19 protein-coding genes are annotated in these 21,714 nt (G+C 68.1%); 3 read left to right on the forward strand and 16 right to left on the reverse strand.

Going from position 1 to position 21,714, the window contains the following annotated elements:
- Positions 1–20: 20 nt before the first annotated feature.
- The gene (locus tag IB273_RS02560; protein ID WP_151186750.1) at positions 21–956 is read right to left on the reverse strand and encodes a LysR family transcriptional regulator; all 936 of its coding nucleotides are present in this window, start codon (positions 954–956) and stop codon (positions 21–23) included.
- Positions 957–1,067: 111 nt separating this feature from the next.
- Here IB273_RS02560 and IB273_RS02565 point away from each other — a divergent pair, with 111 nt between their 5' ends.
- Positions 1,068–1,442 (forward strand): hypothetical protein, encoded by a 375-nt coding sequence (locus IB273_RS02565; RefSeq protein ID WP_192223139.1) that lies wholly within the window; start codon positions 1,068–1,070, stop codon positions 1,440–1,442.
- 264 nt (positions 1,443–1,706) lie between these two features.
- Here the strand turns inward: IB273_RS02565 and IB273_RS02570 are convergent, their stop codons facing one another.
- From IB273_RS02570 to IB273_RS02605, 8 genes are all read right to left on the reverse strand, one after another.
- Positions 1,707–4,793: an error-prone DNA polymerase gene (locus IB273_RS02570; RefSeq protein WP_192223140.1), complete on the reverse strand. Its 3,087-nt coding sequence runs from the start codon at positions 4,791–4,793 to the stop codon at positions 1,707–1,709.
- Complete coding sequence (locus IB273_RS02575) at positions 4,790–6,205, reverse strand: Y-family DNA polymerase (RefSeq protein WP_192223141.1); 1,416 nt, start codon at positions 6,203–6,205, stop codon at positions 4,790–4,792. The genes IB273_RS02570 and IB273_RS02575 overlap by 4 nt, the downstream gene beginning before the upstream one ends.
- A gap of 2 nt (positions 6,206–6,207) precedes the next feature.
- Positions 6,208–6,822, reverse strand: coding sequence for a translesion DNA synthesis-associated protein ImuA (gene imuA / locus IB273_RS02580; protein WP_081516825.1), 615 nt, complete (start codon positions 6,820–6,822; stop codon positions 6,208–6,210).
- Between the two features lie 256 nt (positions 6,823–7,078).
- Entirely contained in the window at positions 7,079–9,394 is a 2,316-nt protein-coding gene (locus IB273_RS02585; protein ID WP_192223142.1) for an ATP-dependent DNA helicase, read from the reverse strand.
- Positions 9,391–11,031: a VRR-NUC domain-containing protein gene (locus IB273_RS02590; protein ID WP_192223143.1), complete on the reverse strand. Its 1,641-nt coding sequence runs from the start codon at positions 11,029–11,031 to the stop codon at positions 9,391–9,393. Before IB273_RS02590 ends, IB273_RS02585 begins: the two co-directional genes overlap by 4 nt.
- Before the next feature lie 265 nt (positions 11,032–11,296).
- Positions 11,297–12,238: a class I SAM-dependent methyltransferase gene (locus IB273_RS02595; RefSeq protein WP_192223144.1), complete on the reverse strand. Its 942-nt coding sequence runs from the start codon at positions 12,236–12,238 to the stop codon at positions 11,297–11,299.
- A gap of 59 nt (positions 12,239–12,297) precedes the next feature.
- Entirely contained in the window at positions 12,298–12,789 is a 492-nt protein-coding gene (locus IB273_RS02600) for an AAA family ATPase (protein WP_081516829.1), read from the reverse strand.
- A complete protein-coding gene (locus IB273_RS02605) occupies positions 12,786–13,202 on the reverse strand; it encodes a YybH family protein (RefSeq protein WP_192223145.1) in 417 nt (138 codons plus the stop codon). The genes IB273_RS02600 and IB273_RS02605 overlap by 4 nt, the downstream gene beginning before the upstream one ends.
- Positions 13,203–13,474: 272 nt before the next feature.
- On the opposite strand from IB273_RS02605, the gene IB273_RS02610 reads away from it, so the two are divergent.
- Entirely contained in the window at positions 13,475–14,095 is a 621-nt protein-coding gene (locus tag IB273_RS02610) for a DUF4157 domain-containing protein (RefSeq protein WP_192223146.1), read from the forward strand.
- 2 nt (positions 14,096–14,097) lie between these two features.
- Here IB273_RS02610 and IB273_RS02615 read toward each other — a convergent pair whose 3' ends face one another.
- From IB273_RS02615 to IB273_RS02640, 6 genes are all read right to left on the reverse strand, one after another.
- The gene (locus tag IB273_RS02615) at positions 14,098–15,591 is read right to left on the reverse strand and encodes an efflux transporter outer membrane subunit (protein WP_192223147.1); all 1,494 of its coding nucleotides are present in this window, start codon (positions 15,589–15,591) and stop codon (positions 14,098–14,100) included.
- 45 nt (positions 15,592–15,636) lie between these two features.
- The gene (locus IB273_RS02620) at positions 15,637–15,945 is read right to left on the reverse strand and encodes a hypothetical protein (protein WP_192223148.1); all 309 of its coding nucleotides are present in this window, start codon (positions 15,943–15,945) and stop codon (positions 15,637–15,639) included.
- A 68-nt stretch (positions 15,946–16,013) separates the two neighbouring features.
- The gene (locus IB273_RS02625; protein ID WP_081516834.1) at positions 16,014–17,117 is read right to left on the reverse strand and encodes an ABC transporter permease; all 1,104 of its coding nucleotides are present in this window, start codon (positions 17,115–17,117) and stop codon (positions 16,014–16,016) included.
- A 5-nt stretch (positions 17,118–17,122) separates the two neighbouring features.
- Positions 17,123–18,265: an ABC transporter permease gene (locus tag IB273_RS02630; RefSeq protein ID WP_081516835.1), complete on the reverse strand. Its 1,143-nt coding sequence runs from the start codon at positions 18,263–18,265 to the stop codon at positions 17,123–17,125.
- Positions 18,262–20,058 (reverse strand): ATP-binding cassette domain-containing protein, encoded by a 1,797-nt coding sequence (locus IB273_RS02635; protein WP_192223149.1) that lies wholly within the window; start codon positions 20,056–20,058, stop codon positions 18,262–18,264. The genes IB273_RS02630 and IB273_RS02635 overlap by 4 nt, the downstream gene beginning before the upstream one ends.
- Positions 20,058–21,059: an HlyD family efflux transporter periplasmic adaptor subunit gene (locus IB273_RS02640; protein WP_081516837.1), complete on the reverse strand. Its 1,002-nt coding sequence runs from the start codon at positions 21,057–21,059 to the stop codon at positions 20,058–20,060. The genes IB273_RS02635 and IB273_RS02640 overlap by 1 nt, the downstream gene beginning before the upstream one ends.
- 168 nt (positions 21,060–21,227) lie before the next feature.
- Here IB273_RS02640 and IB273_RS02645 point away from each other — a divergent pair, with 168 nt between their 5' ends.
- The gene (locus IB273_RS02645; protein ID WP_081516838.1) at positions 21,228–21,458 is read left to right on the forward strand and encodes a hypothetical protein; all 231 of its coding nucleotides are present in this window, start codon (positions 21,228–21,230) and stop codon (positions 21,456–21,458) included.
- 27 nt (positions 21,459–21,485) lie between these two features.
- On the opposite strand, the gene IB273_RS02650 is transcribed toward IB273_RS02645, so the two are convergent.
- Positions 21,486–21,671, reverse strand: a complete 186-nt coding sequence (locus IB273_RS02650; RefSeq protein WP_192223150.1) for a hypothetical protein — start codon at positions 21,669–21,671, stop codon at positions 21,486–21,488.
- Positions 21,672–21,714 lie beyond the last annotated feature (43 nt).

Consider the following 21,714-nt stretch of genomic DNA (forward strand, 5'->3'; position numbering starts at 1 on the left):
CCGCTTGTTATCGGGTCAATTCAATTTTGATATAGGGTGCAGCCCACGCCGGCTTCGCGCAGGCGCTGTACCAGCACGCCAGCCTCTGCCTGAAGTGCCGCCACGAAGCGCTCGCGCAGTGGCGTAGCGGGGCGGTACAGCGGTTTCGCCACGCTGACCTGGAACGGCAGCGAGAAGGCCAGCGGGCGCAGCTGGATGCCCTGGCCCTGGAACATCAGCGCGGTGATCGGGTTGACCACGGCCAGGCCCAGCCCGGCGCGGACCATGCTGCACACCGAGACGGCGCTGTGGGTTTCCACCTGCATCTGCCGCTGCACGCCGGCGCCGAGGAACACGGCGTCGATCAGGTGCCGGTAGCGGTCGCTGGTGGCCAGGCTGACGAAGGGCAGGCCGGCGAAGTCCGCCGCCGCCAGGCGCTCGCGGGCCAGCAGCGGATGCCCGTCCGGAAGGATGCACACCTCGTCCACCGCCAGCAGCGGTTGCAGCTCGGTGCCGCGCGGGGCGTCGTCGTTCTCGATCAGGCCGATGTCGTGGTGCTGGGCGCTGAGCGCCTCTTCCAGGTGCGGCGACTCCAGCGCCGCCACCTCCAGGCTGATGGCCGGGTTCTCCCGGCTGAAGCGCTTGCAGGCTTCGGGCAGCAACGCCTGGGTCAGCGCCGGCAGGCAGCCGATGGAGAACTTGCCCTCGGCGAACTGCCCGAGGCTGTCGGCGAAGGCGACGATGCGATCCAGCCCGGTGAAGGAACGCTCCACCTCCTCGAACAGCATCAGCGCCCGCGCCGTCGGCGCCAGCCGCCCACGCTCGCGCAGGAACAGCTCGAAGCCGACCAGTTGCTCCAGCCTCGCCAGCTCGCGGCTGACGGTGGGCTGGCTGGTATGCAGGAACGCCGCCGCGCGGGTGACGCTGCCGGTGGTCATGACCGCGCGGAAGACTTCGATGTGGCGGAGGGTGATCATGCTCGGGGCCGGAAAGAGGAATGGCGGCAGCGTAAGGCGTTGGCGCGGTCTTTCGCAAATCGGCCGGGGCTGTGTAGTGTCGGGCGGTCATGCAAAGGAGCGACAAGACTGATGGAAGGCGAACAATCCGTTTCCGGCGAACCCGGGCTCGTCCGTCTGGCGTGCTGGGTCCTGCTGGGAGCTGCGCTGGCCCTGGCGCTCGGTGCGGCGGGCATGGCGCTGGTGATGTTCCTGGTCATGGGCAGCGACATCTGGGTGCTGAGCGCCTACGGCCGCTTCCACGCCATCTTCGATCCTGCGCTGGTGTGCGGTGCGTTGTTCGCACTGGGACACATCTTCTGGCTGATGCTGCGTGGCCGACGGGCTCGCCTGGCGTTGGTGCTGCTCTATACGCCTGTGGCGTTGCTTATCTGGGTGGGGTTTACCGGGCCGTATCTGTTTTCGTTGTCGGTGGGGGAGCTGGTCATATACCTGCTGGGAGGCTGAGTGCTCTGGTGAGGATGGGCGGAGCGCAGCGATCCTCATGCTGATGGTGCCGGGATCTGATGGGTATCGCTGCGCTCCACGCCATCCTACGAGGCTGAATTTGCTGTCGGGGGCTGACACTACATCTGCTGGGAAGCTGAGCGCTCTTTGTAGGATGGGTGGAGCGCAGCGATACCCATGCTGATGGTGCCGGGGGCTGTTGGGTATCGCTGCGCTCCACGCCATCCTACGAAGCCGCATTCCTGCGAGATTCGTTTTGCTGGCTCAATGGAAATCCCGACTCCGCACATCCAGCCCCTCCAGTAGCTCACTCAGGTCCGTCAGTCGTCCGGCGATCACATGACGTACGCCGTCCTTGGCTTCCAGGGTGCCGTCCACCTGCATCAGGCGGGCGCTGAGGAAGGGGCGGCGCTGCTGTTCGGCGAGGTCGCGCCAGACGATCACGTTGATCATGCCGAACTCGTCTTCCAGGGTGATGAAAGTGACGCCGCTGGCCGTGCCGGGGCGCTGGCGACCGACCACCAGGCCGGCGACGCGCACCGGGCGGTCGGCTTCCAGGCTGACCAGTTCCCTTGAACTGCGGCAGCGACGGGCCTTGAGGGCGCCGCGCAGCAGGGTCATGGGGTGCGGGCCGAGGGTAGTGCCGAGGGTCGCGTAGTCGGTGAGCAGGTCTTCGCCGCGGCTGGGCAGCGGCAGGCTGACCGGCGCTTCCTCGGTGGCCTGGCCGGCGAACAGCGGCAGCTGCGGCTCGACTCCGGCGATCGCCCAGCGTGCCTTGTGCCGGTGGCCGGCGAGGCCGCGCAGGGCGCCGGCGTCGGCCAGTTGTTCGCGGGCGCGGCCGTCGAGATGGGCACGCAGGCAGAGGTCGGCGACATCGGCGAAGGGGCTTTGTTCGCGCGCCCGGGCCACGGCGTTGGCGACGTCCTCACGCAGCCCGCGGACCATGCGCAGGCCGAGGCGGATCGCCGGCTGGCGTTCGGCGATGGGTTCCAGGGTGCAGTCCCAGTGGCTGTGGCGCACGTCCACCGGGCGAATCTCCAGGCCATGGCGGCGGGCGTCCTGCAGCAGCTGGTCGGGGCTGTAGAAACCCATGGGCCAGCTGTTGATCAGCGCGCAGGTGAAGGCCGCCGGCTCGTGGCATTTCAGCCAGCAGCTGGCGTAGGTGAGCAGGGCGAAGCTGGCGGCGTGGGATTCGGGGAAGCCGTAGCTGCCGAAACCCTTGATCTGCTCGAAGATGCGGTCGATGTATTCCTGCTTGTAGCCCTTGGCGCCCATGCGTTCGGACAATCTCTGGCGGTGCGGCTCCAGCCCGCCATGGCGTTTCCAGGCAGCCATGGAACGACGCAGTTGGTCGGCTTCGCCGGGCGTGTACTCGGCAGCAACCACCGCCAGCTCCATCACCTGTTCCTGGAACAGCGGCACGCCCAGGGTGCGTTCGAAGATCGGGATCAGCTCTTCGTGCGGGTACTCGACCTTTTCCTCCTTGTTCCGCCGGCGCAGGTAGGGATGGACCATGTCGCCCTGGATCGGGCCGGGACGGACGATGGCCACTTCGATCACCAGGTCGTAGAAGGTTTCGGGCCGCAGGCGCGGCAGCATGGCCATCTGCGCGCGGGACTCGATCTGGAACACGCCCACGGTGTCGGCGCGGCTGATCATTTCGTAGGTCTTCGCGCACTCCTGCGGCAGCGTCGCCAGGGTCCACTGTTGGCCACGATAGCCGGCGACCAGGTTGAAGCAGCGGCGCAGGGCGCTGAGCATGCCGAGGGCGAGGACGTCGACCTTGAGCAGGCCGACGGCGTCGAGGTCGTCCTTGTCCCACTGGATCAGGGTGCGCTCGGGCATTGCCGCGTTCTCCACCGGCACCAGGGTTTCCAGTGGCTGCTGGGAAATGACGAAGCCGCCGGGGTGCTGCGACAGGTGCCGGGGGAAGCCGACCAGTTGCCCGGTCAGGGCCAGCACGCGGCGCAGGATCGGGCTTTCCGGGTCGAAGCCGGCCTCCAGCAGGCGCTCGGGCGGCGGCGCCTCGCGGCTCCAGGCGCCACAGCAGTCGGCCAGCGCGCCGACCTGGTCCGGCGGCAGGCCCAGCGCCTTGGCCACGTCGCGTACCGCACCGGCGCCGCGGTAAGTGCTGGCCACGGCGGTGAGCGCGGCGCGGCTGCGGCCGTAGCGCTGGAACACGTACTGGATGACTTCCTCGCGGCGGTCGTGTTCGAAGTCGACGTCGATGTCCGGCGGCTCGTTGCGCTCGCGGGAGATGAAGCGTTCGAACAGCAGCCTGGCCTTGGACGGGTCCAGCTCGGTGATGCCGAGGGCGAAGCAGACCACCGAGTTGGCCGCCGAGCCGCGCCCCTGGCAGAGGATGCTCTGGCGGCGGGCGAAGGCGACTATATCGTGGACGGTGAGGAAGTAGCTGTCGTAGCCCAGCTCGGCGATCAGCTCCAGCTCGTATTCCACCTGTGCGCGCGCTTTTTCTGTCTCACCATCCGGCCAGCGGCGCCGGATGCCTTCCTCGGTCTTCTCGCGCAGCCAGGAGGTGGGCGTATGGCCTTCGGGTACCAGCTCGCGCGGGTACTGGTACTTCAGATCGCCCAGGTCGAAGGTGCAGCGCCCGGCGATCTTCAATGTCTCCGCCAGCAGCTCGGCCGGGTAGATCGACGCCAGCGCCTCCCTCGGCCGCAGATGCCGTTCGCCATTGGGATAGAGGTGCTGGCCGGCCTCGTGCACCGGCAGGTGCTGGCGGATGGCGGTCATGCAGTCCTGCAGGGCGCGGCGGCCGCGGGCGTGCATGTGTACGTCGCCGCAGGCCACGGCGGGAATCTCCAGGCGTGCGGCCTGTTCCTGTAGACGGCGCAGCTTGCCGGCGTCGTCCGGGCCCTTGTGCAGTTCGACGCCCAGCCACAGGCGCTCGGGGAACAGTTCGCGGAGCCAGAATCCGTCGTCGTCCTGATCATCCCGAGGCAGCCAGATTGCCAGCAGGTGGTCGAGGTTGCCGTCGAAGTCCGTGCGCACCAGGCGGTAGCTTCCTTTCTCGGCGCGGCGGCGGGCGTGGGTGAGCAGGCGGCAGAGGTTCTCGTAGCCGGCCAGGTTCTCCGCCAGCAGCACCAGCTTCGGGCCTTGCTCGATGCTCAGTTCGCTGCCGGTGATCAGCGCGATCTCGTGTTTCTTCGCCGCCTGCCAGGCGCGGACGATGCCGGCCAGGCTGCATTCGTCGGTGATCGCCAGGGCGCGGTAGCCGAGCTTCTTCGCCCGCTCGAACAGCTCGGCGGCGCTGGAGGCGCCGCGCTGGAAGCTGAAGTTGGACAGGCAGTGCAATTCGGCGTAGCCGATGCCTTCACTTTCCGCGCTCATGCGAACCAGCCGTGCAGCAGCAGCGGGCCGTCGTCGCCCACCGGGCGGAACACCCAGGCGCGCTGGCCGCTGCGGGTGCGCACCTGGTAGTAGTCGCGGCGGATGTCTTCGCCGTCCCACCAGCCGGATTCGATGCGCTCGGGGCCGGCCAGCAGGGCCGGGGCGAACTCGCGCAGTGGCTGGGGCTCGGCCAGCAGCCAGCCGGGGCGCGGGGCTTCGATGATGGCCTGCAGCGGCGTCGGGCTGCCTTGCCAGGCGCGCTCCGGGCGATGGTCGGCGCGGCCACCGAGGCTATGCACAGAGTCGTCGCCCAGCCGCGCGCGCAGGCGTTCGCGCAGCTGTTCCCAGGGAAGCGACTGCTGCGGGCGGTCGTCGAACAGCTCGCGGTGCTGCGGCACGAAGGCCGGCAGGTCGTCGGCCAGCAGCCGCACGCTGTGCACCGGGGCGCGCAGTTGCAGTTGCAGTTGCTCCAGACGGCCACGGGTCAGCTCGAAGAGCATCGCCGCCTCGCGTTCGGCGCTGAGCAGGCCGACCGGCATCAGCGTGTCGCTGCCTTCGTGGTGCTCCAGATGGAGGACGAAGCGCTGCACGCCGCTGTCGCGTCCGGCGAGGAAGGCGGCGAGATCAGCAGTCAGGCGGCGCAGCGGGAACAGCAGCGCCTGGGTGGACTCCACGTCGAAATTCAGCTCGATACGCGACTCGAAACAGTCCGGCGGCCGGTAGAACTCCAGGGCTAGCGGGCGTTGGCCGAGCAGGGTGTCGACCTGCCGCAGCACCTGTGGCGGGAAGCGCCGGGCCAGGCTTTCGCGCGGCAGGGCGAGCAGTTGCTGCAGGCTGCGCAGGCCCATGCGCCCCAGCGACGTGGCGGCGTCGCGCTCCAGGCCCAGGCGCTCCAGCGGCATCTTCCCCAGGTACTGGCGCAGCTGCTGGTTGTCGTGGATCGCCAGGCCGTCGTGGCCGTTGGCGAGGATGCGCGCGGCGGCCGGGTTGGGCGCGGCGGTGATGCGGTGGCGGAAGCCCAGCCCGTTCAACTCCTCGCGCAGGCGTGCCTCGAAGCGCGGCCAGGGGCCGAACAGTTGCAGGCTGGACTGCACCTCCAGCAGCAGCGCGCGCGGGTAGTGCTGGCTGACCTGCGAGCTGAAGCCGTAGGCCCAGGCGGCCAGCAGGTTCTGCCAGCGCTGCACGTCGCGCAGGTCGTACTCGGCGGTGGCGAAGTCGCGGCTCAAGGCCTGGGCGGCGGTGAGCGACTGGCCGGGCTTGAGCCCCAGCGCCCGCGCAGCCGGGTTCACCGCCTGCAGCACGCGGCGCTGGGTCGGCCCGGCGAGCAGCGCCAGGGCGGCGTCCGGCTCGGGACGGCCGCGCAGCACGCCGTCCATGGCCAGCTGTGGCAGGAGAATGCAGGCCCAGAGCATGGTCAGTGCCAGGGCAGCGGGATGGGCCGCGCCGGCGCCAGGCCACCCCGGCACTTGAGCACGCGCAGCTGCGCCGGGTTGGCGTCCAGCGCCAGGCGCAACGCGGCGGGCGAGGGGTTGAGCGCTTCGCGCTGCGAGCGGTAGGCGATGGCCAGGGTCTGCCCGGTTTCGGCGGCCACCTGCAGGCGGCGCAGGGCGCGGTCGTCGGCCTGCTGCGGCCAGCACAGCACGGCACCACAGCTGCCCGAGCGCAGGCACTGTTCGGCGGCCCAGAGCGCATCGCGCCCGCGCGCCTGGATGATGGCGAGCTGCTCCAGCGCCACGCCTGCTGCCTGCCAGGCGGCCGGGTAGGGCACGTGGGGCGGTGCGACCAGCACGATGCGCTCGCCCGCCGCGCTGAGCCGCGCGAGGGTCGGCCAGACCAGTTGCAGCTCGCCGGTGCCTTCGGCGGCCAGGAGGATTTCGCTGAGCGCCGCTTCCGGCCAGCCGCCGCTGGGCAGGGCAGCGTCCAGCAGCGCATGGCCGGTGGGCTGTTGGCTGGGCGGCAGGCCTTGCGGTTGGCCCTTCCAGACCTGTCGCTGGTGGAACAGGGTGTCGAGTGCGACCACGCTGCCCATCACGGCCTCCCGGCCGGCGAACGGCGACGGTCATGCGCCCGGCGAGAGGGCCGGGGGAGGGAACTGGCGTGGCGGGGCATGGGATGACTCGGATAATGCTGTATGGATATACAGTTTATCCGGTGGGAAGGCGCCGTCAATGGCGGTTGGACTGACGGACGTTGGGTGGCTCACTGTAGGAGCGGGCCATGCCCGCGACCCAAGTTTACGCTCGTGCCTGCATCACGGCGGAGCACAAAGAGCGCCACCCAACGGTTTACAGCAACAGATACCCCTGCGGCGCTTTCGAGCGTGGCGGATCGGCGATGAACTTCAGTCGCTCCGGCTTCCACCACCCCGGCAGCAACTTCCGCACCGCCGGCTGGTTGAAACGGTCGTCGAGCAGATAGATCACCCCCGAATCCGTCGGCGTGCGAATCACCCGGCCCGCCGCCTGGACGACCTTCTGCAAGCCGGGGAACAGGTAGGTGTAGTCGTAGCCGTCGCCGAACATCCCCTGCATGCGCTGCTTGATCTCTTCGTTGACCTCGTTGACCTGCGGCAGCCCCAGCGTGGCGATGAAGGCGCCGATCAGGCGCTCGCCCGGCAGGTCGATACCTTCGCCGAAAGCGCCGCCGAGCACGGCGAAACCGATGCCGCGCGAGCCAGTGGTGAAGCGGTCGAGGAAGGCCTGGCGCTCCAGTTCGTTCATGCTGCGCGACTGTGCCCAGTGCGGGATGTCCGGGTGCTCGGCGGTGAAGCGGTCCAGCGCCTGTTGCAGGTAGGCGTAGCTGCTGAAGAAGGCCAGGTAGTTGCCGGGGCGCGCACGGAACTGTCGGGCCATCAGCGTGCTGATCGGCGTGAGGCTGGCCTCGCGGTGCTGGTAGCGAGTAGAGAGGTTGCTCAGCGCGTGGACTTCCAGCTGCTGCGCGTGGAAGGGTGACTCCACCTCGCGCCAGCCGGTGTCTTCGGGTAGGCCGAGCAGGTCGGCGTAGTAGTGGGCCGGGGTCAGGGTGGCGGAGAACAGCGTGGTGCTGTGGGCCACCTTGAAGCGCTCGGCGAGGAAGGGCGCCGGCACCACGTTGCGCAGGCACAGGGTCGAGAGCACGCGGCGCGCGCTGACGTCGTGGCGGGTGATGTCGAACAGCGAGTGCGGCCCGTAGGCCTCGGCCAGCCGGCAGAACAGCATGGCGTTGAGATAGAAGCTCAACAGCTCGGCCTCGTTGCCGGTGGGCTGGTCGGTGAGGTGGTCGGTGATGGCGCTGACGGCCTTCTGCAACGCGGCGATGAACAGGTCGGGGATGGTCGGGTAGATCTGGTAATCGACGTCCTGGTCCTGATGCAGCTGGTTCCAGTGCCGGCCGACGCGCTCCAGCGCGCTCTTCAGCTTGGCCGGGGCGACCTTGCGCAGGGCGTTGAACTCGCCCTGATCCAGCTCGGCGCTGTACATGCCGCGGCCGCGCTCGATGAGGTTGTGCGCCTCGTCCACCAGTAGCGTGACCTTCCAGTCGTTGAGCACGGTGAGGCCGTAGAGCAGGGCGGTCATGTCGAAGTAGTAGTTGTAGTCGCCCACCACCACGTCGGACCAGCGGCACAGTTCCTGGCTCAGGTAGTAGGGGCAGACCTGGTGCTCCAGCGCCACCTTGCGCACCGCCTCCTGGGTCAGCCAGCACTGCTTGAGCGCGGCCTCGCGGGCGGCGGGCAGGCGGTCGTAGAACCCCTTGGCCAGCGGGCAGGATTCGCCGTGGCAGGCCTTGTCCGGGTGCTCGCAGGCCTTGTCGCGGGCGACGTGCTCGAGCACCCGCAGCGGCTGGGCGGCCTCCTGCTGGCGCAGGGTCGCCAGGGCGTCCAGCGCCAGGCGCCGGCCGGGGGTCTTGGCGGTGAGGAAGAACAGGCGGTCCAGCTGCTGGCCGGGGAAGGCCTTGAGCTGCGGGAACAGCGTGCCGAGGGTCTTGCCGATGCCGGTGGTGGCCTGGGCCATCAGCGTCTGGCCGTCGCGGGCAGCGCGGTACACCGACTCGGCAAGCATGCGCTGGCCCTGGCGGAAATCGGCGTAAGGGAAGCGCAGCGCCTCCAGCCCCTGGTCGCGTTCGACGCGGTGGGCGCTTTCCTGTTCGGCCCATTGCACGAAGCGCTGGCATTGCAGCTCGAAGAAGGCGCGCAGCTCGGCGGCGGCGAAGCGCTCGCGGAACTCGGTTTCCTTCTGGGTGATGACGTTGAAGTAGACGACGGCGAGATCGATGGCGTCGATCTCCAGGGTCTGGCACAGCAGCCAGCCGTATACCTTCACCTGCGCCCAGTGCAGCAGCCGGTGGTTCTGTGGGATGCGCGCGACGTCGCCGCGGTGGGTCTTGATCTCTTCCAGCAGGTTTTCGTTCGGGTCGTAGCCGTCGGCGCGGCCGCTGACCACCAGCCCCGGGTATTCGCCGCGCAGCGGCAGTTCGGCGATGTAGCCCAGGCCACGCCGAGAGACCACCGTAGCGTGGCCGGCCATGCCTTCCTGGGCGGTGGGGGCGGGGGTGAAGCGCAGGTCGAGGTCACCTTCCTTGGCGGTGAATTCGCAGAGCGCGCGCACGGCGATGGCGTAGCTCATTCGGCCTCGCCCTGCCAGCGCACGTAGCAGACTTCCACTGGCATGCCGTGCTCGGCGCAGAAGGCCAGCCAGCGCTTCTGGTTGTCCTGCAGACGGTCACCGGGGCCTTTCACCTCGATCATCCGGTAGCGCGCCTCGGCGGGCCAGAACTGGATCAGGTCGGGCATGCCGGCGCGGTTGGCCTTCGGGTCGGCCAGCAGGCGCTCGAACCACAGCTTCAGGTGCGCCGCCGGCAGGCAGTGCAGGGCCTGCTCCAGCAGGTTTTCGTCGAGCAGCTCCCAGTGTACGAAGGGCGAGAGGATGCCGGTCTTGGCGGCCCAGGTTTCGCGGATCGCCTTCAGGTACGCATCGCTGTCCAGCAACGCCAGGCGTGCGGCGAAGGCTTCCGCGCGGCGGCTGACGAAGTCGCTGCGGTTGAGATCGCTGGGCCCGACCTGGAAGGGGTGGAAGAAGGCGCCGGGCAGCGGGGCGAAGATCACCTCCCAACAGAGCAGGCCGAACAGGCTGCAGATCAGCGCGTTCTCCACGTAGTACACCGGCGCTTCGTCTTCGTGAAGCACGGCCTGCACGGCGAATTCGACGTTGACGTCCGGGCGCGCCAGCTCCAGGTCGATGCGCAGCGGCGGCGCAGCCTTGGCGACTTTTTCCTTCGGCAGCCCGAGCTGGCGGATCAGCCGGGTCAGCGCACGTTCGACCAACTGCAGCTCGCCGTCGCTTTCCGGCGCGGCCAGGGCGGCTTGCACCAGCGCATGGGCTTCCTCGAAGCGTTGCAGGCGTTCCAGCACGCGAATCTGCCGCTGCCGCGAGCCCCCGGCGGTGGTGCGTTGGTAAAGCGCCAGCGCGGCGTCCAGCTCACCTTCGCGCTCCAGCTGGTAGGCCATGCGGTACAGCAGGCGGCCGTGGCGGGCTTGCAGGTAGCTGTTGTCGCTGTGGAAGTCACCCAGTTCGGCCAGCAGCTCGGCGATGGGTTCGCCGGTTTCGAAGCGCACCGCGCCGTTCCACAGGTGGATGTAGGCCTCAAGGTCATCGCGGCGGCGGAAGGCTCGGGAGTCGGCAGTGAAAGGGACGGTTTCGTAACGGAAGATGCCGAGGTCGGCAAGGACGAATTCGGACCAATCCTGCTGCAGGTTGCCGAAGAACAGCAGGCGCAGGCGATCGCACAACGGCGTTGCCATCAGCGTGTAGAGGTGGTCGAGCTCCGGGTACCAGCCGGCGAAGGGTTGTACCTGCTCGTGGTAGGCGTGCAGGTGCTCGTACAGCTCGGCCTTCTTCAGCGCGCCGCGCGGCAGGTCAGCGCGGAAGCGCGTGAGCAGTTCGTCCTTGAGCAGCAGTGGCAGCAGCTCTTCCAGTGCGAGCGGGTAGGCATTGTCGAGCCAGCCCAGCTCCAGCAGCGGCGCGGCGGCGCTGGGGATGTCGCCGATTTCCGCGTAGCTCAGCTTGCCGGCGCGAAAGTGCGGCCCCTTGCGCATTACCAGCCGCACCAGCAGCGCCCGCGACGGCAGCGGCAGCGCGCGGAAATCGGCGATGAACCGGGCTTCCTCGGCGTCGAGCAGGTCGGCGTAGCGTTCGTCGATCCAGTCGAGGGCGCGGTGGAAGTTGGTCAGGTAATAGAGGTTGGGGTCGAGCGGCGCGGGCATCTGCAGGCACTGGTTTTACATACAGTGGCAAGGATGGCGTGATGGTGGCTTGGCCGCAAGGGTTGGTACGGCCTTTCATCGGGAGAAGTTGGGCTTTTCTGTAGGAGCTCGCTCCTACAGTGGACGCCGGGTTTGCGGTAGGGCGGCGGATAACGCTGTAGGCTTTATGCGCCCTACGGGTGATTCAGTCGGAGCGCTCGTTCGTAGGGCGAATAACCGTTCACGGTTATCCGCCGTTCAATGCCAGGCGTGGTGAAGTGGTGGATCAGTCCAACCGGAACACCAGCGCCTTGAGGCCGCTGTCTTCCTCGATGTCGGCGAACTCCGGCGGGTTTTCCAGGCGTTCGATGAAGCGCAGCTGCGGCGCCTCGGCGGCCATGCCACGGAGCAGGAAGTCCACGCCGATGCCTGGGTCGTTCACGCAGGCCAGCACGGTGGTGCCGGCGCCATCCAGCAGTTCCGGCAGGCGGCGCAGGACGCGGGCGTAGTCCTTGTCGAGGACGAAGCTGCCTTTCTGGAAGCTCGGCGGGTCAATGATGACCAGGTCGTACGGGCCGGATTTCTTCACCTTGCCCCAGGACTTGAACAGGTCGTGGTCGAGGAAGCTCACCTTCGACAGGTCGTGGCCGTTCAGGCGGTGGTTGTCGCGGCCACGACTGAGGGCGGCACGGGCCATGTCGAGGTTGACCACCTTCTGCGCGCCGCCGGCCATCGCCGCCACCGAGAAACCGCAGGTGTAGGCGAACAGGTTGAGCACGCGCAACCCGGCGGAGTTGGCCTGCACCCACTGGCGGCCGTAGCGCATGTCGAGGAACAGGCCGTTGTTCTGCTTGCGGCCCAGGTCCAGCTGGTAGCGCAGGCCATGCTCGCTGATCTGCCAGCCGTCGAAGGCTTCGCCGTGGAGCACTTCCATGGTGCTTTCCAGTGTGTAGCGGTGCTGCAGCATCAGGCTGCGGGCGCCGGTGGCGCGCCAGATGTCGCCCTGAGCCAGTTCCAACAGCATTGCCCGCAGCGCGCTCAGCTCGTCTTCGGCGGGCTCGCGGAACAGCGACACCAGCAGCACGCCTTCCAGCCAGTCGGCGGTGACCTGCTCCAGCCCCGGCCAGCGGCGGCCGCGGCCGTGGAACAGGCGGCGGGTTTCCGCAGGGGCGGGGTTCAGGGCGGTGAGCAGTTGCTCGCGCAGGGTGGCGATGGCTTCGGTGTTCATCTATCCGGTCTTTCTGAATTCAGGCGATTGGGGCAAATCGGGGCGGCGATTCTACGCGCTCAGGCGCCATGGCGCTGCACCTGCAGTTTTTCCTCCGGGCGCGGGGCGACGAAGTAGCGGTTGAGCGCCTCGTAGCCGGCCGGGTCCAGCGGCGCAGCCAGCGGGGCGATGGCGTGGCGCGCCAGCAGGCGGCTGCGGCAGGTGGCCGGGTCGACGTCGAGGAAGTGCAGGCAGTGCGCCGCACCGGCCTGCTGCGCCAGGTCGATCAGCCAGCGGCGGTCGGCCAGGGTGTTGGCGGGGATGTCCAGCACCACGCTGGTACCGGCGCGGAGCAGGCCGACCACGTGCGGGCCCATGACCTTGCGCACGCGGCGGGCGTAGAGCTGGTAGTCGTCGGGGTTGCTGATGCCCCAGGGGAACAGCTCGGCCAGCCACTGCTCCTCGGCCAGCATCACGGTGCCCGGTGCCTCCGCCAGTTCGCGGGCGAGGCAGGATTTGCCCGACGCCGCCTTGCCGCACAGCAGGTGCAGCGTGCCTGTCTGTGTATTCATGTGGTGGCCTCCAGCAGGTCGGTGCCGTAGGAGTTGTCGACCGCGCAACGCCAGGCGCCGTCGGCTTCGCGGCGGAACACGTAGGTGGCGCGGCGGCTCAGCTTGCCGTGACTGGTATCCAGCAGGGTTTGCGCGACAACGAGCGCGGTGTCGCCGGTTTCGAGGATGTCCAGGCGCCCCTGGCGCACCCGCAGGTTGTGCCCGAAGTGCTCGGCGATGGCGACGAAGGCCTGGCGGATCTGCGCCTTGCCGCGTGCCAGCAGGCCGGGCTTGACCACCAGCAGGGCGTCTTCGGTGTAGAACCCGAGCAGCGCGTCGAAGTCCTCGCGACCGATGGCTTCGTCGGCGGCCTGGATGAGCGCTTGCAGGGGGTGCAGCTCCGGGGAAAGAGCGGGGGAAGGTGCCTGGTCCATCAGTGTCTCCTCGATCGGGAGCCTCGGACGGCGGGCATTAAAAAACCCGCCGGGAGGCGGGTTTGGTTGTTCGCGGAATGCGCTAACCCACCATCGGAACGATGGTGGTAATAATCTGCTGGAAGGTGCGATTGGCGGCATTCATGGCTCAGAAGCTATCAGAAGTTTCATACGTCGCGCCAGCGCTCTTTTTTTGCTGGCGGCATGGCATGATCGCGCCGCGCCATGGTCTGAGCACCATGCCTTTCTCCACGCTGTAGCGGAGTCTTTTCATGCCATCCCCCCTCGCAACCCGCTTCCTGCACGCCCTGGCGCTGCTCGCCGGGTTGGCCGCGTCCGTCGATGCCCTTGCCGCGACCTGCCCGCCGGGGCAGCGCCAGGTCTGCCTGGATACCTGCACCTGCCTGCCGGACCTGGGCGCCGTGCTCGGCCCGGTGCTGTCGGATACCCGCAAGATGGCCGCCCAGGCGCTGGGTGTGTGGTTGCAGCAGTCCCGCGAACAGGCGGCGCAGGGCGGCACCGAGCCGATCCCGCTGGAGATCCGCGCCCAGTTGCAGCCGTACTTCTCTGACGACGTGCTGATGGCCGCGCGCTATTCCACCGGTGCGCTGGACGAGCTGAACGCTGCCCAGGCGATCATGCAGAATCCCGACACCGAGGCGGTCACCCTGGTGGACGTGATCGTCTTCCGCAGCGAGGACGACGCGCAGAATGACGTTGCCCTCTGGGCCCATGAACTGTGGCACGTGAAGCAGTACCAGGAGTGGGGCGTACAGGGCTTTGCCACGCGCTACTCCGAGGACTTCTATGCCGTGGAGGCACCGGCCTACGAGATGCAGCGCCGGGTCGCCAAGGACCTGCGCGACGGCAAGGTCACCGCACAGCAGAACTGACCTCAGCGGCTGGCGCTGGCCTCCGGCGCCGGCGTGCCGCCGCCGAGCGCCTTGCACAGGGCGATCAGCGTCAGGCGCAGCTGGGTATCGCTGTCCACCACGTCGCGGCGCGACTGCAGGAACGCGCGCTGGGCGTCCAGCTCCACCAGGAAGTCGGTCATGCCGCCGGCATAGCGCGCCTTGGCCATGCCATAGGCGACGTCGCTGCTGTGCAGCTTCTCCTGCAGGCGCTGGTTGCGCTGGCGCTCAGCGCCGTAGTGGGTCAGCGCATCGTCCACTTCCTGCCAGGCCTTGAGCACGGTCTGCTGGTAGGACACCGCCGCTTCCTGCTGCTCCAGCTTGCGCAGGTTGATCTGCGAGCGCCGCCGGCCGTTGTCGAAGATCGGCAGCGACAGGCTCGGGCCAACGCTCCAGGTGCGGCTGCCCCAGTCGCTGAACTTGCCATCGTCGGCGGACTCGTAGCCGAAGCTCGCGCCCAGGCGAATGGACGGGTAGAGGTCTGCCACGGCCACGCCGATGTTGGCGGTGGCGGCGTGCAGCTGGGCCTCGGCGGCGCGGATATCCGGGCGACGGCGGGCCACTTCCGACGGCAGGCCGAGGCTCAGGTCGGGCGTTTGCGCAGTGGTCTGCGCGACGGGCTTCAGGTCATCGCGCAGGCTGCCGGGCTCGGCGCCGATCAGCACGCCGATCTGGTTGATCGCCGCGCTCTCGCTGGCGTGCAGCTGCGGCAGGCTGGAGCGCAGGTCGGCGAGCTGGCCGCGCTGGCGTTCGACGTCGAAGTCGTCCACCAGGCCGCCGTCGGCGCGCACCTGGATCAGTTGCAGGGACTGCTCGGTGGCGACTATGTCCTGGTTGGCCACGACGATCTGCTGCTGTACGCCGCGCAGCTCGAAGTAGGCGCGGGCCAGTTCGGCCGAGACGCCCAGGCGGGTTTCCTCGAACATCGCCTGCTGCGCCGCCACGCTGGCATCGGCGGCTTCGATGGAGCGGCTCACGCGGCCCCACAGGTCGGGCTCCCAGGAGGCGTCGAAACCGGCCTGGTAAAGGGTGAAGGGCTGCGCCAGCACCTTGCTGATCTCGTCGCTGCTGGCGCCGGGGGCGATGCGCTGGATCATCAGCGCGTTGGCGCCGTTCTCGCTCATGCGCTGGCGGGTCACGCCGCCGGAAGCGTTGACATCCACGCCACGCTGGGCCGCCACCATTTGCCGCTGCATGCGGCTCTGGGCGAAGCGCAGCACGGCGCTGTTGAGGTCGGGGCTGGCCTTGTCGGCGCGGCGTTGCAGGTTGTTCAGCACCGGGTCGTTGAACAGCGTCCACCAGTCTTCGCTGAGGTGGACATCGCCCTGGGTGGGGTGCAACTGCGCATCGCCCGAGTGCGCGGCCTGCCAGCTGGCCGGCGCCTGGGTTCGCGGCGCTTCGTAGTCGGGGCCGACGGCGCAGCCGGCGAGGCCGGTGCCGAGCAGGGCGAGGGAGACGAGGCGAGACGTGCGGTTCATCGATGGCACCTTTTCAGAATTGCACCTTTTCAGATTCGCTGGGCGCTAGTCATCGGACGAGCCCTCGAAACGCCGTGCGACGTAGCCCAGCAGCAGGCCTGCGGCAATACCGACGAGGCCCAGCGTCAGGCCCATGGAGCGGTTGCTGACCATGCCGACGTTTTTCACATGGGTCGGCAGACCGAGCAGGCCGATGAAGAACAGCATCGCCAGCGACAGGGCGATCAGGTAGATGCCTCCGGCTCGCCAGGTGTCGGTCGGGATGCCCTTGCGGCGGCAGTACAGGTAGCCCAGCCCGAACGGCAGGGCGAGCTGGGTGACGGCGAAGACGATGAACTGGCTGGTTTCGCTCATGGGTGGCGGCTTCTGAAGTGGGGTTCCGGGTGAGGGTATTGCATCGCGGGGCCATCTCCAGTGATCGACTACGCAAGCCGGTGGCGGAACAGCCACGAGGCGAGCGGCAGGGTGACGGCGGCCACCACCAGCATGGGAATCAGGTTGTGCCAGACATCGGCCAGGGTCGCGCCTTCGAGGTAGACGCGCTGGATCAGGTCGATGCCGAAGCGCAGCGGGTTGGCGTAGGTCACCACCTGCAGGAATTCGGGCATGTTGCGCACCGGCGTGGCGAGGCCGGAGAGCAGCGTCAGCGGCATGATCAGCACGAAGGTGTAGAGCATTGCCTGCTGCATGTTCAGCGACACCGCGCTGATCGACATGCCCAGCCCGACACAGGCGATGGTGAATACCGCCAGCCCGGCATAGAGGTTGAACAGCGAACCGGCCATGGGTATTCGGAACCAGAACAGCGCCATCAGCAGCACCAGTGTGGCCTGCAGCATACCGATCAGCAGGGGCGGAATGGCCTTGCCGAGCATGATCTCCAGCGGCGTGTAGGGCGTCACCAGCAACTGGTCGAAGGTGCCCTGTTCGCGTTCGCGGGCCACCGAGAGCGCGGTGAGCATCAGCGTCTGCATCATGCTCAGAGTGGCGATCAGCGCCGGGATCAGCGGCCAGCGGGTCTCCAGGTTGGGGTTGTACCAGGAGCGGCTGACCACGCTGATGGGCGCCGAGGCCAGGCCCTGTTCCTGGTTGAACTGCCCGACCACCACGGCCAGCCCGGCAGCGGCGGAGCCGGCGGTGTTGGAGTTGCGCCCGTCGAGGATGACCTGGATCGGCGCCGGGTCGCCCTGCGCCAGGCGGGTCTGGAAATCCGACGGGATATGGATCACCAGCAGGGCCTTCTGCTCGTCGATCACCGTCTGGATTTCCTCCACGCGGGTCAGCGTCGCCACCCGGTGGAAGATACCGCTGCCGTCCAGGCGCGAGGCGAGGCGGGTGGAGGATTCGCTGTGGCTCAGGTCGAGGATGGCGTAGGGCGCATCGTTGAGGTCGAAGGTCACCGCGTAGCCGAACAGCACGCTCTGCATCAGCACCGGCGCCACCAGCACGATGCGGTTGGCCGGGTCCTTGAGGATCACCAGCAGTTCCTTGCGCCACAGGTTGAGGATGCGCCAGAGAAATTCCATGGGATTCAGTCCAGCCGCTTGCGCGTCACCATCCGCGCCAGGCCCAGCAGGGCGACGGCGTAGGCGGCGAGGATGGCGCAGTTCTTGAGGATCATCGGCCAGAAGTCGCCGGCCAGGAACAGGGATTTCACCAGCTCCATGAAGTAGGTTGCCGGCAGCAGGTTGCCGATCACCCGGATCGCGGTGGGCACGTTGCGCAGGTCGAAGATGAAGCCCGAGAGCATCATCGCCGGCAGGAAGCTGGCGAGCAGGGCGATCTGGCTGGCGAGAAACTGGTTCTTGGTCACCGCCGAGATCAGCAGGCCGATGCCCAGCGCCACCAGCATGTAGAGCATCGAGGCGATCACCAGCACGACGAAGGAGCCGTAGATCGGCACGTCGAACAGGAAGCGCGCGGCGAGCAGGCACAAGGCGAGGCCGATCATGCCGATGCCGAAGCAGGGGATGATCTTCGCCAGGAGGATTTCCACCGGCCGCACCGGCGTGACGAACAGCGCCTCCAGCGTGCCGCGCTCCCATTCGCGAGCCATCACCAGCGCGGTGAGAAAGGCGCCGACCAGGGTCATGATCAGCACGATCAGCCCCGGCACCAGGTACCAGGTGCTGGTGTTGGCGGCGTTGAACCACATGCGCTGGACGATGGTGACCGCGCCGCGCTGATCCGTGGATTGGGCCGTGCTGCCGGCGCTGCGGTCGGCCTGCTTCTCGCCATAGCCGGCCAGGGCGCTGCTGACGTAGGTGGAGACGCTGGCGGCGCGGGTGGCATCCGAGCCCTGCACGAGTACCTGGACCTGCGCGTTGCCGTCGTTCAGGCGGCGGGTGAAATCGGCAGGGAACTGCACCAGCGCGTCCACCTCGCGCGCCTTCATCAGCGCCTCGCCTTCGGCGAAGGAGCGCACCAGGTGAGGCTCCAGGTACTCGGTGCGGCTGATCCCGGCAGCCACGTCGCGGGCCACGGGGGACGGGTCGTCGAGGACGATGGCGACGATGGCGCGCTTCACATCCAGCGACAGGCCGTAGCCGAAGATCAGGATCAGCGCGATGGGCAGGCCGATGCCGATCAGCAGGTTGCTGCGGTCGCGCACCAGCTGCCGCACTTCCTTGCGCGTCAGCGAGGCGAGGCGCCGCCAGAAGCCGCCAGCGCTCATGCCGCGCCCGCCTTGGCCGGATGGCTGTTGCTTTCGACGCGATTGCTCTCAAGGCGATTGCTTTCAACGATCTGGACAAAAGCCTGCTCCATGTTCAGCGTGCTGCCCTTGCCGCCGGCCTGTTCGCGGACTTCCTGCGGGGTGCCCATGGCCAGCAGCTTGCCGGCATCCTGGATGACGATGCGGTCGCAGTACTCGGCCTCTTCCATGAAGTGGGTGGTGATGATGATGGTGGTGCCGGAGGCCGCCAGCGCCGTGATGCGCTGCCAGAAGCCCCGGCGGGCGAGGGGATCGGCGCCGCTGGTGGGTTCGTCGAGAAAGAGGATTTCCGGCTCGTGGAGCAGCCCGACCGCCATCGCCAGGCGCTGCTTGAAGCCGCCGGGCAGCTGGCCGCTGGGCGAGTCCTCCTGGCCGCTGAGGTCGAACTGCCGGGACACCGCGTCCATTCGCTGGCTCAGGCGCTTGCCGCCCAGGCCATAGGCGCCGCCGAAGAAGCGCAGGTTCTCGGCGACCGAGAGGTTGCCGTAGAGGGAGAACTTCTGCGACACGTAGCCGACTTTGCGCCGCGCCTGGGCCCGCGCGTGGCGCAGGTTGACCCCGGCGACCTGCAGCGTGCCGCTGGTGGCCGGCAGCAGTCCGCAGAGCATGCGGAAGGTGGTGGTCTTGCCGGCGCCGTTGGGCCCGAGCAGGCCGAAGATTTCCCCCCGGCGCACGCTGAAGCTGGTGCTGGCCACGGCGGTGAAGTCGCCGAACTTGCGCACCAGGTCCTTTACTTCGATTACCGCTTCGTTGCTGTCGTCGTGACGGTGCGTGCCGGCCTTGAGCGACTCCATGTCGACGGCTTCGGCATCGCTGCGGGCTCGCAGCAGGAACATGAAGCCGTCTTCCAGGCGCGCGTCCACCTGGCGTACCGGTGCGCCGTCGAGCATCTGCTCGAGCTTGCCCTGGTCGGCGTCCGGCTGACGGATGAAACGCACCTCGCCGGACTGCGGCACCGCGTCGACGATGTTCTGGTGGTCGTCCAGCAGCCGCGCCTGCAGGGTGCGCGCGGGCTCGTCGGCGGGCGGGGTGGCGATGAAACAGAGGTTGTCGGCGTGTTCGCGGATCGACGCCGGGTCGCCCTTGGCCATCAGCTGGCCCTGGTGCAGCAGGAAGACTTCGGCGCAGCGCTCGGCTTCGTCCATGTAGGAGGTGGAGACCAGCACGCTGAGCTGCTCCTGCTCGATCAGCTGCTGGATGATCTCCCACAGCTCGCGGCGCGACAGCGGATCGACGCCGACGGTGGGCTCGTCGAGCAGCAGCAGGTCCGGCGAACGCACCAGGGTGCAGGCCAGGCCCAGCTTCTGTTTCATGCCGCCGGAGAGCTTGCCCGCCGGGCGATCGGTGAAACGTGCCAGGTCGGTCATCTCCAGCAGGCGCTGGTAGCGCTCCTGGCGCTCCTTGTGCGGCACGCCGTGGAGGTCGGCGTAGAGGTCGAGGTTCTCCTGCACGCTCAGGTCCTCGTAGAGGCCGAAGCGCTGCGGCATGTAGCTGATACGGTCCTGCACCTGCTGCGGGTGGGCGTGGACGTCCACGTCCAGCACCGTGAGCGTGCCTGCGTCGGCCTGCAGCAGCCCGGCGACCAGACGCAGGAAGGTGGTCTTGCCGGCGCCGTCCGGGCCCACCAGCGCGGTGAGCTGGCCGCGCGGGATGTCCAGACTGATGTCCTTGAGCGCCTGCACGGTCTTGCCCGACTCTTTCACCAGAAAGTGCTTGGCTAGGCCCTCGGCGCGAATTACTGGAGCGTCAGACATCAGCGCGGCTCGTCGGCGAAGCGCACCGTGGCCGGCATGCCCAGGCGCAGGCGGTTGTCCGGGTCGGCCACCAGCACGCGCACCTCGTAGACGAGGCTGGTGCGCAGTTCCTCGGTCTGCACCGACTTGGGTGTGAACTCGGCCACCGAGGAAATGAAGCCGACGTGGCCGTCGATGGCCTGGTCCGGGTGGCTGTCGGTGAATACCTGGGCCTTCAGGCCGGGCTTGATGCGGCCCAGGTTGGTTTCGCTGACGTAGGCGCGGATCCATTTCGGATCGGTCAGCGCCAGGGAGTACACCGGGCGCTGCGGCGAGGCCATGTCGCCGGGCTCCAGCAGGCGCGAGCGCACGGTGGCGTTCTGCGGCGCCTTGAGGTCGGCTTCATCGAGGTTGTGCTGCAGCAGCGCCACGTCCGCACGGGCGGCGGCGAGCTGGGCGTCGGCCTGGGCGATGTCTTCCGCGCGCGGGCCGATCTGCGCCAGGCGCAGGGATTTCTGCCGGTCTTCCAGCTCGGCCTGGGCGACCTTCTGCTGCGAGGTGGCGCTGTCGATATCCTGCTGGCTGACGGCGCGGCCACCGGGGCTGTTGGCGCGGATGCTCTGCAGCCGGCGCAACTGGGTGTTGGCAAGGTCGAGCTGGGCGCGGGCGGCCTTGTCCTGAGCTTTCGCCCGGTCGATGTCCTCGGGGCGCGAGCCGTTCTTCAGGCGCAGCAGGTTCTGCTCCTGGGCGGCAATCTGTGCCCGGGCCTTGTCGATCTGCAGGCGCAGGGCGCGGGTGTCCAGGCTGGCCAGCACGTCGCCGGCTTTCACCACGTCGCCTTCCTCGACATTCATCTTCGCGATGCGCTCGCTGCCGGTGAAGGCCAGCGACACCTGACGGATGTCCACGTTGCCGTAGAGCACCAGGCGTTTGTCATCACTTTCGCGGGACTGCAGGTACCACCACAGTCCGCCCCCCAGCAGCAGCGCAACGAGCGCCACCAGCACCAGCTTCTTAGGCATCGGCCCATCCCTGATTCATGACAGCCCGGAGAAGGATAGACAGTTATTCGCCCCAGGACTCTGACGCAGGCCGCTACCCCGCGTCGCAGAGCCTGCCCTTCGTCAGCTGCCGTGTCGCTGGGGGCGTCGCCTGTTAGCGTGGAGAGACATCCCGATGGAGATGCCGCCATGGGCAAAGACGAAAACACCACGAGCGCGCACCGGGCGTCCTTGTACCTGCGCGCCCAGCGGATTCAATGGTTCGGCCTGGTGCTGCTGTTCCTGGCCGTGGGGCTTGCGGCGTTGACCGACTTCCTGCAGCGCGATGGCGGTGTGGCGACCATTGTCGCCTTCGCTGTGGTCGGCGCGCTGGCGCTGGTGGTGGCGCGGTTCATCCTGATGCGGCCGAAGCCTGTGTAGGAGCCACCGGTGCTGGGCCGATACGGCTCAGCGCCGCGGAATGGACTGCACCTGCGGCTGCATCTGCTGCTGCGGGATGTTCCGGTAGCCCATCTGGCCCTCTTCCATGGGCGGCGGGCGTGGTGCGTCGTGGTCGTTGTGGCTGCCGCAGGACGAGCCGCCCAGCAGCACGGCCAGCGCGCCGATCATGAGTAGAACGGTGGTTTTTCCCATGGTGGTTGCTCCTGGTGAGCCGTCCTTCCAGTGAAAACGAAAA

This window comes from Pseudomonas sp. PDM19 (assembly GCF_014852215.1).
Lineage (GTDB): Bacteria > Pseudomonadota > Gammaproteobacteria > Pseudomonadales > Pseudomonadaceae > Pseudomonas.

What these genes read in the sequence shown, in the direction of transcription:
- IB273_RS02565 (WP_192223139.1), top strand. Translation starts at nt 1,068, where the DNA reads ATGGAAGGCGAACAATCCGTTTCCGGCGAACCCGGGCTCGTCCGTCTG.
- IB273_RS02620 (WP_192223148.1), bottom strand. Translation starts at nt 15,945, where the DNA reads ATGAGCGAAACCAGCCAGTTCATCGTCTTCGCCGTCACCCAGCTCGCC.
- IB273_RS02590 (WP_192223143.1), bottom strand. Translation starts at nt 11,031, where the DNA reads ATGCCCGCGCCGCTCGACCCCAACCTCTATTACCTGACCAACTTCCAC.
- IB273_RS02615 (WP_192223147.1), bottom strand. Translation starts at nt 15,591, where the DNA reads ATGAACCGCACGTCTCGCCTCGTCTCCCTCGCCCTGCTCGGCACCGGC.
- IB273_RS02595 (WP_192223144.1), bottom strand. Translation starts at nt 12,238, where the DNA reads ATGAACACCGAAGCCATCGCCACCCTGCGCGAGCAACTGCTCACCGCC.
- IB273_RS02650 (WP_192223150.1), bottom strand. Translation starts at nt 21,671, where the DNA reads ATGGGAAAAACCACCGTTCTACTCATGATCGGCGCGCTGGCCGTGCTG.
- IB273_RS02575 (WP_192223141.1), bottom strand. Translation starts at nt 6,205, where the DNA reads ATGCTCTGGGCCTGCATTCTCCTGCCACAGCTGGCCATGGACGGCGTG.
- IB273_RS02585 (WP_192223142.1), bottom strand. Translation starts at nt 9,394, where the DNA reads ATGAGCTACGCCATCGCCGTGCGCGCGCTCTGCGAATTCACCGCCAAG.
- IB273_RS02600 (WP_081516829.1), bottom strand. Translation starts at nt 12,789, where the DNA reads ATGAATACACAGACAGGCACGCTGCACCTGCTGTGCGGCAAGGCGGCG.
- IB273_RS02645 (WP_081516838.1), top strand. Translation starts at nt 21,228, where the DNA reads ATGGGCAAAGACGAAAACACCACGAGCGCGCACCGGGCGTCCTTGTAC.
- IB273_RS02560 (WP_151186750.1), bottom strand. Translation starts at nt 956, where the DNA reads ATGATCACCCTCCGCCACATCGAAGTCTTCCGCGCGGTCATGACCACC.
- IB273_RS02610 (WP_192223146.1), top strand. Translation starts at nt 13,475, where the DNA reads ATGCCATCCCCCCTCGCAACCCGCTTCCTGCACGCCCTGGCGCTGCTC.
- IB273_RS02630 (WP_081516835.1), bottom strand. Translation starts at nt 18,265, where the DNA reads ATGAGCGCTGGCGGCTTCTGGCGGCGCCTCGCCTCGCTGACGCGCAAG.
- IB273_RS02625 (WP_081516834.1), bottom strand. Translation starts at nt 17,117, where the DNA reads ATGGAATTTCTCTGGCGCATCCTCAACCTGTGGCGCAAGGAACTGCTG.
- IB273_RS02635 (WP_192223149.1), bottom strand. Translation starts at nt 20,058, where the DNA reads ATGTCTGACGCTCCAGTAATTCGCGCCGAGGGCCTAGCCAAGCACTTT.
- IB273_RS02570 (WP_192223140.1), bottom strand. Translation starts at nt 4,793, where the DNA reads ATGAGCGCGGAAAGTGAAGGCATCGGCTACGCCGAATTGCACTGCCTG.
- IB273_RS02605 (WP_192223145.1), bottom strand. Translation starts at nt 13,202, where the DNA reads ATGGACCAGGCACCTTCCCCCGCTCTTTCCCCGGAGCTGCACCCCCTG.
- imuA (WP_081516825.1), bottom strand. Translation starts at nt 6,822, where the DNA reads ATGGGCAGCGTGGTCGCACTCGACACCCTGTTCCACCAGCGACAGGTC.
- IB273_RS02640 (WP_081516837.1), bottom strand. Translation starts at nt 21,059, where the DNA reads ATGCCTAAGAAGCTGGTGCTGGTGGCGCTCGTTGCGCTGCTGCTGGGG.